The following is a 14,790-nucleotide window of genomic DNA, read 5'->3' as shown; positions in this document are numbered from 1 at the left end:
AACGCGGAAGTGGGGAACACCCCTGACATTTCAGGGGTGTTCCCCACGGACGCCCCCTAGAGGTGATCTGGGGTCACCTGAGATCCCGCAGACGCGTCCTGACCAGCCCCTTGCTCGCATTGATCATGCGCGGCCCGATCTCCGGCGGCGCCTCTCTGCGGGACCACACGGCGTTCATCGCCATCTTGCCGGGACTCATGGCGAAGCAGCGGGTGCTCTCATTGCCGAGCCGGAACGACGGCGAGATGAAATCGGCCTGCTCGATATGCCGGAGAATCTTCTTCGCCGCGTCCCCCGGAGAAAGCGTGCCCGCCTCCACGGATTCACAGAGGTCGCGGGTGAGAATTCCCATCTCGTTGAATCCAGGGCTCACCGGCAAGGGCGAGCCGGGGTGCTTGCTCTGTTCGAGGTCGAGGAAGACCTGGGTGTCGCCGGTGGTGTCGAACCGGTAGTAGGCGTCCTCCAGCATGACGTTGCCGAGCATGGTGCCGAGCATCCAGGTCCGGTTGACGGCGTTCCACAGTTCGTAGTCCCTGAAGCCCACGAAGGAGCTGTAGACGATGTTGTCGTGGAAGTCGAAGAGTCCCTGCTGAAGGTTCTCCAGGTACGAGAACCGCTCCAGCGACCAGTCGCCGTCGCGCGAGGCGGCGATCAGCCGCCAGCCGAGCGCGTTGACCAGTTCCATCGTGTTGGTCAGACCACGCGAGTAGAGGGCGTCGATGAAGCCCGCCGCGTGCGAGGTGAGGCAGAACCGCTCCCCCACGACCTGCTTGGCCGAGTACTGGAGCCGGCCGGTGGACACCCAGGGCCGTACGGCCTTGGCGCCCTCGAACTGCCAGGCGATCTCCGGGAACCGCTTGAGGAAGTCGTCGAACTCCTGCTCCGCCGTGGCCTCGCCCTTGGGGAAGACGCGCGGGTCGAGCGTCAGACCGACGCTGCACAGGGGGTTGAGCGAGTCCTCGTGGTTGTCGAACGGGATGACCCACAGCCAGCCACCGTCGAAGACATGGTGCAGTGTGCCGTTGTGCCACGGGTTCGGCTGCTTGTGCCGCCTGCCGTTGGGGGAACGGTCGTACGGGCGCACGCCCATCATGTGCGTGAACAGGCTGCGCGAATGAGTGCGCGCCCGGGTCGGCGTCTCACGCAGGCCGAACTTCTCCGCGAGCGGCGAGCGGAAGCCGCTGCCGTCGACGACATAACTCGCGCGGAACTCCTTGCCCGCTTCGGTACGCAGCACCGCGCCGGAGTCCGGGTCGATCTCGATGTCCGCGATACGGGTGGCCAGTTGGGGAACGGCGCCGTACTTCACCGCGAGGTGGAAGAGGTACGCGTCGATGTCCTGCCGGAACAGATGCGTCTCGGTCCTGATGGCGGAGGGAACAACGAGCTGGTTGACCTCCGCGGGGTTCTGCGGACGGCCCTCGCGGTGGTACACGAAGCCGAAGTTCTGCTTCTGCCCGCAGTTGCGGGAGACTTCCTTGCGGATCCCCTTGAAGCTGGACAGTGCCTTCAGTTCGGGAACCTGGTACCGGTCGGCGATCAGCCGGGTCATGCCCGAGGTGTACGGGATCGTGGATTCGCCGACGGCGAAGCGCGGGTGGGTACCCGCGTCGAGCAGCAGAACCTTGACGCCGTTGCGGGCGAGTACCGCACCCAGCATGCCGCCGGCCATTCCGCTGCCGAGGATCGCCACGTCGTACTGATCGCTCGGCTTGTGTTTCGATTCCTTGCGCGGCAAGTCGCTCACCTGTCTCTCTCCGATATGCAGTGGTGCCTGCTCATCTCGCTGCCGCTTCCGGGAAGTGCTTCCTCGGCAGTTCCTTACGGGTCCGGACACCGAGCTTCCGGAAGGCCTTCGTGAGGTGCTGTTCGACCGTGCTCACCGTGATGGTCAGCGCGTCGGCGATCTCCTTGTTGGTCCGGCCGTGCGCGGCGAGGGCGACCACCGGGCGTTCCGCCCCGCTCAGCCGGCCGAGCGCCGACTCGTCCAGCGTGGACGCGAGGCTCCCCGCCCCGGCGCGGGACGTCATACCGGCCCCGCACTCCCGCTCCAGGCGCTTGGACTCCTCCAGCGCGCTCCGGGCCAGGGGGCCCTTGCCCCCGAGGGCGTAGGCCTGGCCCAGCTCGCCCAGCGCGCCCGACAGCTGGAACCGGTCACCGCAGGAGCGGAGGTTCGCCACCGCCTCCTCCAGCAGCCAGATCCGCTCCCCCGGGTCGCGGGTGGCGGCGCACACCCGCAGCGAGATGCCGCGCGCGCGGGAGGGGCCCTCGCCCGCGAGCGCGGCCTGCTCGTCGGCGAGCCGGCGGGCCGTCCGCACATCCGAGAGGGCGAGATGCGCGCGCGCCGCGCTGCTGCGCCACGGCACCAGGGTCGGCTGGTCGAATCCCCAGCTCGTCATGGATTCCCCGCACCGGACGAAGTCGTCGAGCGCCGCGTACGGGCGTCCGGTCTCCAAGTGGAAGCAGCCCCTCGCGTTCAGGTAGTAGAGCCCGAACCGGCTGGAGAACATCCCGTCGGGCACCGGCTGCGCCACGTACTCGGCGGCGGCGGCGAAGTCACGCGTGTCGGTCGCCGCCTGGATCAGATTGGCCAACGGGCCCCCGATGCAGACGCCCCAGCTGTCGGCGGGCACTTGCGCGAGCGCGGCCTCGGCCAGTGATCTGGCGTGTGTCAGCTCTCCCAGCCGCAGCGCGATACCGGCCCTGAGCGACGCGAACTCCGCCGTCCACAACGGGACCTTGCGGGCGCGTGCCTCCTCCAGCCAGTGGTCGCACCACCGGGCGGCCGTGTCCGGCCGGTCGGCGAACGACAGGGCCGCGACGGCGCACATCAGCCACTCCTGGGTGTGCCTGCCGAGCCGCATGGCGCGCAGCGCGGATTCCGCCTCCGCCACGGCGCTCTCGGTGGGGCCGTGCGCGAGCACCCGCGACAACGCCATGGCGCTCAGCGAGCGCGGGTCGTCGTGCACCGGCTCTCCCCGGGCGGGGGCCAGCACCACCGGGTAGGTGACGGACAGCAGCTCCCAGGTGGCCCGCACCTCGGCCGCGTACTCCGGGTCGGTCCGCTCGTCCCGGTCGTCGATCTGGGCGACGGCACGCACCGCCTCGTCGAAACGGCCGTGCCACAGCAGATACTTGGCCAGCATCAGCGTGTGCCGGGTGGACAGCCGGCCGTCGCTCAGGGCGATCGCCAGCTCACCGAGGTGGGGTGTGCTGATCGACGGGTTGAGCATCCATGAGGTCGAGGCCAGCAGGGCGCGCAGCCCGACCCGTTCCCCGTCGTCGGCCCCGAACCGCAGCGCCGCCTCCAGACAGGAGTGGGCCTCCGCCACCCGGTTGCCGTTCAGGTGCCGCTCCGCGGCTTCCCGTAACAACGGCACCGCCCAGGGCAACGAGCCGCCCTCACCGGCCCAGTTGCGCAGGTGGCGAGCGGTTCGGGTGGCGGCGACACCTTCCTCGTAACACATCAGGGCCGCCTCGCGGTGCAGGGTGCTCCGCTCCGTCGCGCTCAGTCCCTCCAGTACGGCCTGCGCGGCGACGGGGTGCCGCAGCCGGATCCCGTCCAGCAGACCGGCGGCCTCCAGCGCGTGGGTGCCGCGGACGACCGCCGCAGGCTCCAGTCCGGTGAGCCGCGCGAGATGTCCTGGCGAGTGGATGTCGCCGTCGAGCACGGCCAGCGCCCGGGTGAGCCGCAGCAGCGCCGGGCGCCCTCGGTGCAGACAGCTCAGGAGGGTGTCGCCGTAGGTGTCCCCCACCACCGGCATGGCCGGGTCGGAAGCCCGGCGGGAGTCCTCCCACAGGGCCCGGACCAGCAGCGGGTTACCGCCGCTGACCCGATGGCACCGTTCGGCGAAGGCCGGGTCGGGGGCAGCGCCCCGGTGAGCGGCGAGCAGGGCCGTGACCCCGGTCGGCGACAGCGTACCCAGCGACAGACCGCGGTAGTTGGGCTGCCGGAGCAGCTCCGCGTGCAACTGCGGATCCGCGGGGCGCGACAGGGGGCACTCGGTGAGCGCCAGCACCACCCGTGCCTGCCGCAGCCGGCGGATCAGATGGAGCAGCCAGTGCAGGGACAGCGGGTCGGTGAACTGGACGTCGTCCACACACAGCAGTACGGGGGTGTCCTCCGCGGCCCGGACAACCTCCGCGCACAACTGGTGCAGGACGTCCGTATGGGCCGCGTCGAGCGTCCACGGGCGGTCGCCCGTACCGTCCCCGACGGCCGGGCATGTGCCGCGGACGCTGTCGAGGAGCCCGACGGCGCCCGGCGGAGCGCCGGCCGACCGCAGCAGCTGCCTCAGCACGCTGCCCGGCGACCGGCGCTCCGGCCAGGTGCCGATGGCGTCGAGCACCAGAAAGCCCTGGTTCGACGCCTCGCTCTTCAAGGCGGTGAGCAGCTCCGTCTTGCCGCAGCCCATGGCGCCGCCGATCACCGCGGCGCCGCCGCCACCACCGCGGACGCAGGTGCGGAGCAGCTCGGAGAGCTCGGACAGTTCGCGGTCCAGTCCGACCAACCGCATGATCTTTCCTCCCCTCCTACGTCGAAGAAGAGGTCACGGGTTCCGGCTCCGCTGACTGCGGAGCACGGGGGACCTCCACGGGCTTGCGATAGACGCGTGACAGCAGCGGACCGGTCATCGCCGTGGTGACCACCGCCATCACGACCATCAGGGAGTACAACCCGGTGTCGAGCAGGCCGAGTTGGAGGCCGATGCCGAGGATGACCAGTTCGGTCAGTCCCCGGGTGTTCATCAGCACCCCGAGAGCCGCGGCCGGCCGTGACGGGAGTCCCTGGCTGCGGGCGCCGATATACGTTCCGCCGAACTTGCCGGCCACCGCGACCAGCAGGATCACACCCAGCTCAAGGAAGTCGCTGCTTCCCATGGAGCTCAGGTCGACCTTGAGGCCGGCCACCACGAAGTAGACGGGCAGCAGCAGTGAGGTGACCTGCCCCGTCCGGTCGTGGATCTCGGTCCGCAGGGCGAGTGTCTTCTCCCGGGGCATGATGGTGCCGAACAGGAAGGCACCGAAGATGAAGTGCATTCCCATCGCCTCGGTCGCCGCAGCCGACAGCAGCACCCCGATGAGGACCAGGGCGAGATGCCATGGCGCGAAGGCGACGGCCTTGCCGTCCTTGACGAACACGGCGCGCAGCAGGGGCCGCACGACGTACATCATCACGATGATGAACGGGAAGGCGAGCGCCACACGCCAGTGCTCGCCGCTGCCGCCCGCCGACGCCTGGACCGCCGCGAGCGCGGTCCAGGCGACCACGTCCACGGACGCGGCGGTCGCCAGGGCTATCCCGCCGAGCGCGGTCTTGCTGATACCGCGCTCGGTGAGGATCCTGGCCAGCACGGGGAAGGCCGTGACCGAGACCGAGAGCCCGATGAACACGACGAACGCCGCGGTGTTCTGGCTCTCGTGGGTGCGCAGCAGATAGAAGGCGAGCCCGATACCGAGCAGGAACGGCGCGACGGTGGATCCGAGGATCGCGCCTCCGGTGACCCGGCTCCTGCCCCGCAGTGTGGCCCCGTCCAGCTCAAGACCGACGGCGAACATGAACAGGGCCACACCGACATCCGCCATGCCCGTGAGCAGTGGGCGGATGTCCCCGGGGAACAGGAGATCGGAGATCGCCCCGTTGAACAGGGTCGGCCCCAGCAGGACGCCCGCGACGATCTCGCCCACCACGGCGGGCTGGTTGACCCGGGCCGCGAGATGGCCGAGCCCTCTCGCCAGAAAGAGGATCAACCCGAGATCGATGAAGAGTAGTTGCACCTGGTGACTGCTCATGTCCTGGGTGTCCCGCTCGTCCTCGGCTCGTCGTGGGTGGTGTTCAACTCTGTTCGGCGGCCGGCCCGGCGCCCCCGTCGACGAGGTCGTCGATCGTGAGGGTGAGCATCGGATGCTTCCCGCTCAGCCCGGAGATCAGCTGGACGAAGTTCGCCGACGGCGTGCGCTCGTGATCGGGGTCGACCATCTCCGTCGCGAGGCTGTGGTAGAACTCCTTGTACCTCGTACGGTCGTAGAAGCGCTCGACGAAGGTCCGGATCTCGTCGAAGAAGCCCCGGTACGCCGTGACGTAGCGCTTGAGGGCCTGCTCCTCGATCTCCGGGTGCTGGATGATCTGGTCGACGATCTTCGCCAGGGTGCTGCCCGCCAGCGTCGCCAGCGCGACACCGGTGGAGAACAGCGGGTCGACGAAGGCGGCGGAGTCACCGACACACACCCAGCCGTTGCCGGTGAAGCTCTGGCTGGTGTAGGACCAGTCGCGGGCGGTCCGCCAGCCCGCGGACTGGTTGGCGCCCGCGAGCATCTTCTTGAGCTTGGTCGACTTCGCCATCTCGGCCTTGAACAGGTCCTCCAGGGACTTGCCGTCCTTGTTGGCGTCCTCCGAGCGCGTCACGTACCCGACGCTGATGGTGCCCTTGTCGATGGGGATGGCCCAGAACCAGCCGTCGTCCAGGCCCTCGATGAGGATGTTGGTGTACTCGTCGCCCGGCAGCCGCTCGCAGTTGTCGAAGTACGTCCAGACGGCGACGTTGCGCAGCTCCTCGTGCCAGGTGACGTCGGCGTACTTGCGGCTGAGGAGCCTGGCCTGGCCCGAGGCGTCGATGACCAGCTTCGCCCGCGCCTCGTGCATGCCGTCCGTGCCGCGCAGTGTGTAGCGGACGCCGGTGACGCGGCCCTCGGTCTCGATGGGCTCCTTGACGGTGGCTTCCTCGATGATGAACGCGCCCAGTTCACGGGCCCGGTCGAGTATCAGGGAGTCCATATCGGCGCGTCGGGTGTGGTACGCGTACTCGTGCGCGGTGCCCTCGATGAACGAGAAGTTCCACGGCACCTGCGCGTTGCCCCAGACCAGTGTGCCGCCGTACTTGCGCTCGAAGCCCCGGGCGTCCATGCGCTCGGTCAGGCCCAGTTCCTTCATGGGACGCATGAAGGCGGGGATGAGCGATTCTCCGACGTGGTAACGCGGAAACCGTTCACGGTCGAGTACGAGGACACGGTGTCCACGCTTCGCGAGAAGTCCCGCGGTGGTGGAGCCGGCCGGCCCGCCACCAATGACGATGATGTCGAATTCTTCAGGCACCCCGAAGAGAGTGGACGACATTGGAGATCCTCCCCTTACTTCAACAGACGTGCACCGCATGAGGCGGGGCGCGCATCGGCATTCCTCAAATTGTGGCGCCTGCCCCATGAAGGTCTTCTGGAGTATCTCTGGATGTCCGATCCATACATACAGAGGGCTGACCGGGGATTAGGAATTCCCATCGCGTGAATCGGTCGTCGACGTAAAATGAGCGGGGGAATCACCCGGCAACCGCGACGACCTGATTCAACGTTCACACAAAATTGCTCAATGACGTGTCCGCCGGAATTACCCGCAGGGATTTCGGGTGAACAGCGGCTGTCAGGTCGTCAGCAGGTACACACTCGCGTGGTCACCGACCATCAGCCGGTGGTGTCGTCCGTCGCCGTCGCCGCCGGCGGAGACCACCTGTGCCGCCCGGCCGATGACGGAGCCGTGCAGACCCTCCACACCGCTGATGGTCGCGGTGTCGAGGACGATCGAGTAGGACACACCGGCGCCGCTCAGCACGCAGTCGTCGCCGATCGTGGTGTCAGGCCCGACGACACTGTCCTCGATGACGGTCCCCCGGCCGATGCTCACCGGGCCGGTGATGCGCGAGTTCACCACCCGGCTGTCCGCCCCGATCTCCACCGGTCCGACGAGTTCGCTCGCCTCGTCCGCCTTGCCCGCCATGGAAGGGGTGAGGGTCCGCAGCAGCTCGCGATTGCACTCCAGCATGTCGTCGACCGTGCCCATGTCCCGCCAGTAGCCCGTGTAGTGGGACGCCCGGACGTCATGGCCCGAGGCGACCAGCCACTGGACGGCATCGGTGATCTCCAGCTCCCCGCGCGCACTGGGCACGATGGCCGCGACCGCCTCGTGGACCCGCGGGGAGAAGACGTAGACGCCGATGAGCGCCAGATCGCCCACCGGGTGGGCGGGCTTCTCCACGACCCGGGTCACCCGTTGCCGGTCGTCCAGCTCGGCCATGCCGAAGGCCCGTGGATCGTCGACCGGCTGGACCGCGAGCTGGGCGTCCGCCCCGCCCGCGCGGAAGTCGGCCACGATGTCGGCGATGCCCCGGGGCAGCATGTTGTCGCCGAGGTACATCACGAAGTCCGCCTCACCCAGGAACTCCCGGGCGATCACCAGTCCGTGGGCCAGCCCCCGGGGCGCGTCCTGGTGGAGGTAGGTGATCCGCAGGTCGAACGCGGAGCCGTCGCCGAGCTTCGCGGCGATGTCCCGCGCGTAACCCCCCACCACGATGCCCACGTCGGTGATCCCCTGAGCGCGGATGTCCTCCAGGATGTGCGCGAGTACCGGCTTGTTGGCGATGGGGATGAGCTGTTTGGGCATGGTGTGGCTGAAGGGCCGCAGCCTGGTCCCGGTGCCGCCGGCCAGGACGAGCGCCTTCACGACTCGGTCCTCGTCGCCGGCTCCTGCTTCGCCATCTGCTCCGTCCCGGACCGCGCCCCGTCCCGCGCGGCCGGTTCGGCTCCCCGGTCGGCGGGCCTGCCGTAGACCAGTCGGCGCAGCAGCGCGTCCAACGGCCCTCTGCGCCCGGCACGTTCGAGCGCGACGGCCACGACGAGCACCGTGAGCCAGACGGAGACCGCGATGACGGCCGCCCCGGTGGCATGGATCCGGTCGCCGACGCCGAAGGCGACCCGGGCGAGGATCAGCGCGAGGAGCGCGGACTGCAGCAGATAGCACGTCAGCGAACGGCGGCCGATCGCGGCCAGGGCGCCTGCCACGGGCCCCGGGGTCCGGCCCCGGTCCTGGAGACGCGCCACCAGCAGTCCGAACGCCGCCGCGTAGGCCAGTCCTCCGGCAAAGCCGGTGATCACATGCAGCGCCGTCACCGAACCCGTGGCCAGGTCACCGGCCCCCCAGGCACCGGCGCCGACCAGCGCCAGCGGCACACCGCCCAGTACCGACACGAGACCGCCGATGAGCACCACGCGCCTGAGCAGGGCGCGGTGCCGGGCGGGGTCGTCGAGGTAGCGCCTGCGCGCGGCCACGGCACCGATCAGGATGGCGGTGGGGATCGGCCAGCCCAGCAGGATGTGCACCGAGGCGAACGGCACCTGCGACAGCCGCTCGACCACCGCCTCACCGTAGTGGTGGGCCCAGACGGTGCCGCGAATCTCCTCGCCGCTCCCGCTCTCCTCCATGGCCACGGCGATGGACAGCAGGGTGGCCAGTACGGTCGCCGCCGCGGCGCTGATCACCACGCCCCTGCCGAGCGCGCGGTCGCTCCGGGTGAGCAGCCAGCCGAGGGCCAGCGCCGCGACTCCGTAAGGCGCGAGAATGTCGGCCGGGAAGATCAGCACGAAGTGGACGAAGCCGAACAGGATGAGGAACACCCCGCGCCGGCGCAGCAGCCGGGCCGCCGCGGGCGCCGGCGTACCGGCCGCGCGCTGGCGTATGACGAGCATCGCCATGCCGTATCCGAAGAGGGCGGCGAACATCGGATAGGCACGGTTGTCGACGAGGTCCAGGCTGAGGAACGTGATCGCGCGGTCGAGTGTGTCGCCCCCCTTCGGGTGCGTCACCACGCCCGGGTCACTGGTCGTCACGTACATGGGCGCGTGGGCCAGGGCGATGAGCAGCAGCATGAAGCCCCGCGCGATATCGGGTGCCGGGGAACGCTCGGCGAGGGTCACCCCGCGTCGTCCGACCGGCGAATTCACAGTCCTGCGGGTCGACATGCGGTCCTCCGAGGGTGTCTGTCTCCGTGTCCGGCCGGGCCGGCCGAGCCGTTCCGTGTGCTGCGGCGGGGGTGTCCGGTCACCGGGTCAGCTCCTGGCAGGTGGCGTAGTCGGGGAGCAGACCGGCCGCCCGCGCCTCGGCGAGCGTCGGTGCGGCCATGTCCCGCTCGGACATGACCGGGTCGATGTCGGCGGGGATCGGAAGCCCGAGCGCGGGATCGAGGGCGGAGAGGGCGAGTTCGTTCTCGGCGACATAGCCGCTGGTGAGCATGTAGGACATGACGGTGTCGTCGGCCAGCGCGACAAAAGCGTGACCGACACCGACGGGGAAGTACATCGCCCGGAAGTCGACCGGGTCGAGCAGCACGGCGTCCCACTGTCCGTACGTCGGTGAGCCGACCCGGATGTCGATGACGATGTCGAGCGCGGCACCCTGTGCGCAGTAGACATATTTCGCGGTGCCGGGGGGTGTCACGGTGAAGTGCACCCCGCGGACGACGCCTCGGCGGGAGCGGCTGTGATTGGTCTGCGCCGCCCGGAAAAGACGGTGCCCGACGGCTTTTTCGAAGGCCGCCTCCTGGAACGGCGAGACAAAGAGACCGCGTTCGTCGGGGAAGACCCGCGGAGTGAACTCCACTGCTCCCTCGACGGCGAGTTCACGTATTTCCATGGCTCCTCCTGAGCGGGTCCACTGAGGGCGGGACAAGGCGGTGCGCTACAGCGCGGCCAGCACCTCGCGCAGCGCGCCGATCACCCTGTCCTGGGTCGCGGGGGACAGCGACGGGTACATCGGCAGCGAGAAGATCTGGTCGGCGAGCGCCTCGGTCACCGGCAACGACCCCGCCCGCAGGCCGAGATGGCCGAACCCGGTCATGGTGTGGACGGGCCACGGATAGCTGATGTTGAGTTCGATGTCGTGGCCCTTGAGGGCCGCCAGGATCTCGTCCCGCTTCGGGTGGCGCACCACGTACACGTAGTACACGTGGTCGTTGCCCGGCGCGACGGCCGGCAGTACGAGGCCGGTGCCGGCCAGACCGTCGGCGTAGCGCTCGGCGATGGCACGCCGCGCGGCGATATAGCCGTCGAGCCGGGGAAGCTTCCGGCGCAGGATCTCCGCCTGGACCTCGTCGAGCCGGGCGTTGTGTCCCGGGGTCTCGACGACGTAGTAGCGCTCCTCCATGCCGTAGTAGCGCAGCCGGCGCATGCGCCGGGCGGTCTCCTCGTCTCGGAAGAAGGTGGCGCCGCCGTCGCCGTACGCCCCGAGCACCTTGGTCGGGTAGAAGGAGAAGGCCGCGGCGTCCCCGGTGGTGCCGGCCAGTCTCCCGTGCCGGGTGGCGCCATGGGCCTGGGCGCAGTCCTCCAGCAGGAACAGGCCGCGTTCGGCCGCGAGGTCCTTCAGCGGCTCCAGGTCGACACACTGCCCGTACAGATGGACCGGCAACAGGCAGCGTGTCCGGTCCGTCAGGACCGCCTCCACCTGTGCGGTGTCCATGAGATAGGTGTCGGGATCGATGTCGACGAAGACCGGGATGGCGCCCATGGCGTCGATGGCCACCACGGTCGGTGCGGCCGTGTTGGCCACGGTGACGACCTCGTCGCCCCGTCCGACACCGAGAGCCTGGAGCGCGAGCTTGATGGCGTTGGTGCCGTTGTCGACGCTGACGCAGTGCGGCACCCCGTGGTACGCCGCGAACTCCCGCTCGAACCCGTGCATGCTGCTGCCCAGCACGAGCCGGCCCGAGCTGAAGACGGTGTCGACGGCGTCGAGGATCTCCTTCCGCTCCGCCTCGTACTCCTCCAGATAGCCCCAGACTCTGGTCGTCATGGCCGCTCCGCTCCTTCTTTCACACCGAGGAACAGGCCCCGGCCCGACTGGGCATCGTCGATGTACTCGGGTGTGAGACCCGCGTCGCGCAGGGTCCGCTCGTAGAGTTCGCGCGGGAACAGCTGATGAAGGTAGGACTCGGTGAAGTACCGGGCTCCCCCGGTGTCGGCGACGACGTAGTGCACCTCCATGCGTGACGCCTCGCCCTCCCGCCGGGTGTGCGACACCCGCGAGATCGTGCGGTGGTCGGGTGTGAGGACGTCGGCCGCGACATAGCCGTCGAGGAAGGTCTCGGGGAACCACCAGGGCTCGACGACGACCACACCACCGGGGCGCACGTGCCGCGCGAAGCAGCGCATCGTACCGGCGAGTTCGCCGGCGCTCTGATGCGCCACTGCGGCGAACATGCAGACGACGGCGTCGAAGGTCCTGCCGAGGTCGAACGCGCGCATGTCGCCCTGGTGCAGAGGCACGCCGGGCATCCGGTCCCGGGCGACGGACAGCATCGACTCGGCGAGCTCCACCCCCTCGACATGCTCGAACAGCTCGTCGAAGTAGCGCAGATGGCCTCCGGTGCCGCAGGCGACGTCGAGCAGCGAGGAGGCCTCGGGCACTCGCGCCCTGATCCGCTCGGTCACGAACTTGGTCTCGGCCGGGTAATCCTTGCCGCGCAGTGCGTACACCTGGTCGTAGATCTCGGCGAACTCCGGTCCGTACACAGCTGTCCCCTCACGTCGCATGGTCTTCGGCCAAGGCGGCCACGGTCCGCTCCAGTGCCACGCGCAGCGGTATCCGAGGCCGCCAGCCGGTGACCGACCGGAACGAGGAGGAATCGATGGTGACGCTCCGGAAGTCGGTGGCCGGCGCGCTCTCGGGCGGCGCGACGGAGACCACCGGTACCGGCGGTTTCCCCAGCCGGGCCGCCACGAGCTCGGACACGGTGCGGCACACGTCACCGAGGGGATCGCCCCGGCCGGCGCCGAGCAGCCAGTGGCCGCCGGCCAGCGGGCCGGGATGGTCGAGCGCGGCCACGAACGCCTGGGCCACGTCGTCGACATGCACCAGGTCCCGCTTGACCGTTCCGTCGTGCCACAGGGTGAGCGGCTCGCCGGCCAGGGCGCGGCGAATCATGAAGGCCACGACGCCCCGGTCGGCGACGCCCGGCGCCGCGACATGCCCGAACACCGTCGGCAGGCGCAGGCTCGCGCCCCGCACCGCCCCTGCCGCGGTGGCCTCCTTCAGCAGTCGCTCGGCGGCCAGCTTGTGATGGTCGTACGCCGTCCCCGGGTGGTCAGGTTCGCTGCCGTCGATGGGGCGCTCGGGCGGCAGGCCGATCTGGGAGGCGGCGCCCGCGTACACGATCAACGGGGCGGGCGATTCCTCTCGGTCCCGGCGCAGGACCTCGCAGAGGTTCTCCATGACACCGACGTTCACCGCCCGGCTGGAGGGGTCGTTCTCGGCCGCCCGCCAGCCACCGCTGTGTGTGACGAGGTGGATCACCGCGTCCGCGCCGGCGACGGCCTCGGCCACGGCTCCCGCGCGGGTGAGATCCGCCGTACGCACATCGGTGCGGCCCGGCTCCCCGCCGGGCACCTGGCTCGGCCGCCTGGCCACCGCCCGAAGCCGGACGGGCAGGCGCGCGAGCGCCGCCGTGACAGCCGATCCGACGAATCCGGACGCTCCGAGTACGGCGACAACGGGCAGCTCGCCCGGGTCCGGCCGCTGCGAGGTCATACGCTCTCGACTCCCCCCGCGGGCACGCGGGCCGGGCCGGCCGGGGTGGCGAGCGCGTGCAGGCACGCCAGCAGACTTCGGGCCTGCATATTGAGGTAGTGGCTGTGGCGTAACAGCCCGGAAAGCTGTGCCGGTGTCATCCATCGGAAGTCGGGGTGGTCCGGCCGCTCGTCCGTCTCGATCAGAAGATGCCGGTTGCGGGTGTGGTAGAGCCTGCCGCCCTCGTCGGACAGGATGACGTCGAACAGGATCCGGTCCGCCTCCGCCGTCAGCACCTCGTCGAGGAACAGCGGGCGCGTCTCGCGCGGCAGCCGGTCGTAGTTGCGCACGGTGCACTGGACGGTGGGCCCCAGCTCCACCACGTCCACGAAACCCGGTTCCGCGCGTTGGTGCACCAGCACATGCAGTTCGCCGTCGAAGCGGGCGGCAAGGAAGGCGACGATGCCGATGCCGTGCGCGGCGATCATCGGCTGTGCCCACTCCCCGACCTCCCGGCCGGCGGCTTTCACCTGTACACCGATCACATCGAAGAACCGGCCGCTCTCATGAACGATGGCGGCGGGTTCGCGCCGCCACTGATCGAGCTCCGCCAGCGGCACCTGCTCGGTACGCACCTCGATCCGGCTGCGCGCGGCGGTGATCCAGCTCAGGATCTCCTCGGTCGTGGTGGGGCCGCAGGGCGACATCGGCCGCGTCACATGCCGCTCCCCGCCGAACGGCATGCAGGCCAGCACGCTGCGCAGATCCATGCTGATCAGGTCGTCGATCCTCAGCAGCCCGCGCGCGTCGGTGAGCTTCAGCCAGTGGAACCCGTCGATCGCCTCGACGTCCTCCCGGACCTCGACGATCATGTTGCGATTGCGTTTGCGCAGGAACCACGACGCCTGTTCGGACTGCCGTACATCGGCGATCACCCGGTGCGGGGCGGCGTTCTGAAAGTACGCCAGATAGGGCACGGACTTTCCGCGATGCACGCCGGTGAAATTGCTGCGCGTCGCCTGCACCGTGGGGGAAAGCTGAAGTCCGTTTATGTTTCCCGGTTCCGCCTTGGCCTGGACAAGGCAGTACAGGGCGCCGTCGACGCGCTTCACCAGAATTCCGAGGATTCCCGTTTCAGGCTGATTGATTATGGGCTGATCCCAGCAGGGGACAACGCCTCGGGAATGATGCGTACGGAGCCCTTCGACTGAGAAGAACCGACCGCTGCGATGGGTCATGGCCGGCAGGTCGGGCGAGCAGTCCCACCCGTGCACGGATGCCAGCGGGACACGCTCCACCTGCGTGTAGACGGTCTTGCGAGCGGCCTCGAACCACTGGTGGAAACTTGCCGGAACGTACGGCGTATCGGCGAGAAATTCCGTCATCAGCAACTCTCGGACTAGGTCGGGTCTGACGCGTCACTTTCACTCGTCGCCCATTTTCGCCCAGCCCGCCGCCTGGTGGCG

11 protein-coding genes are annotated in these 14,790 nt (G+C 69.3%); all 11 read right to left on the bottom strand.

Translation table 11 applies throughout. The annotated features are described in order from the left end of the window. Window positions 1-73: 73 nt before the first annotated feature. On the bottom strand, window positions 74-1,747 hold the full coding sequence (locus M1203_RS07730) for an NAD(P)/FAD-dependent oxidoreductase (RefSeq protein ID WP_249948775.1): 1,674 nt from the start codon (window positions 1,745-1,747) through the stop codon (window positions 74-76). A 31-nt stretch (window positions 1,748-1,778) separates the two neighbouring features. Next, entirely contained in the window at window positions 1,779-4,517 is a 2,739-nt protein-coding gene (locus M1203_RS07725; protein WP_249948774.1) for a LuxR family transcriptional regulator, read from the bottom strand. A 16-nt stretch (window positions 4,518-4,533) separates the two neighbouring features. Continuing rightward, complete coding sequence (locus tag M1203_RS07720; protein ID WP_249948773.1) at window positions 4,534-5,793, bottom strand: cation:proton antiporter; 1,260 nt, start codon at window positions 5,791-5,793, stop codon at window positions 4,534-4,536. A gap of 43 nt (window positions 5,794-5,836) precedes the next feature. Further along, entirely contained in the window at window positions 5,837-7,114 is a 1,278-nt protein-coding gene (locus tag M1203_RS07715; protein ID WP_249948772.1) for an NAD(P)/FAD-dependent oxidoreductase, read from the bottom strand. A gap of 300 nt (window positions 7,115-7,414) precedes the next feature. Next, window positions 7,415-8,491: a glucose-1-phosphate thymidylyltransferase gene (locus tag M1203_RS07710; RefSeq protein ID WP_249948771.1), complete on the bottom strand. Its 1,077-nt coding sequence runs from the start codon at window positions 8,489-8,491 to the stop codon at window positions 7,415-7,417. Next, window positions 8,488-9,786: a DUF418 domain-containing protein gene (locus M1203_RS07705; RefSeq protein ID WP_249948770.1), complete on the bottom strand. Its 1,299-nt coding sequence runs from the start codon at window positions 9,784-9,786 to the stop codon at window positions 8,488-8,490. Before M1203_RS07705 ends, M1203_RS07710 begins: the two co-directional genes overlap by 4 nt. 79 nt (window positions 9,787-9,865) lie before the next feature. Continuing rightward, window positions 9,866-10,456, bottom strand: a complete 591-nt coding sequence (locus tag M1203_RS07700; protein WP_249948769.1) for a dTDP-4-dehydrorhamnose 3,5-epimerase family protein — start codon at window positions 10,454-10,456, stop codon at window positions 9,866-9,868. 45 nt (window positions 10,457-10,501) lie between these two features. After that, window positions 10,502-11,611, bottom strand: a complete 1,110-nt coding sequence (locus M1203_RS07695) for a DegT/DnrJ/EryC1/StrS aminotransferase family protein (protein ID WP_249948768.1) — start codon at window positions 11,609-11,611, stop codon at window positions 10,502-10,504. Further along, entirely contained in the window at window positions 11,608-12,330 is a 723-nt protein-coding gene (locus M1203_RS07690) for a class I SAM-dependent methyltransferase (RefSeq protein ID WP_249948767.1), read from the bottom strand. Before M1203_RS07690 ends, M1203_RS07695 begins: the two co-directional genes overlap by 4 nt. A 10-nt stretch (window positions 12,331-12,340) precedes the next feature. Beyond that, window positions 12,341-13,345, bottom strand: a complete 1,005-nt coding sequence (locus M1203_RS07685; protein WP_249948766.1) for an NAD(P)-dependent oxidoreductase — start codon at window positions 13,343-13,345, stop codon at window positions 12,341-12,343. Beyond that, window positions 13,342-14,709, bottom strand: coding sequence for an NDP-hexose 2,3-dehydratase family protein (locus M1203_RS07680; RefSeq protein WP_249948765.1), 1,368 nt, complete (start codon window positions 14,707-14,709; stop codon window positions 13,342-13,344). Before M1203_RS07680 ends, M1203_RS07685 begins: the two co-directional genes overlap by 4 nt. Between the last annotated feature and the right edge of the window lie 81 nt (window positions 14,710-14,790).

The sequence above is a fragment of the Streptomyces sp. 35G-GA-8 genome (assembly GCF_023534745.1).
In the GTDB taxonomy this organism is placed as follows: Bacteria; Actinomycetota; Actinomycetes; order Streptomycetales; family Streptomycetaceae; genus Streptomyces.
The sequence above is the reverse complement of the archived record's forward strand: the minus strand, read 5'-3'. Positions and strand labels throughout refer to the sequence as shown.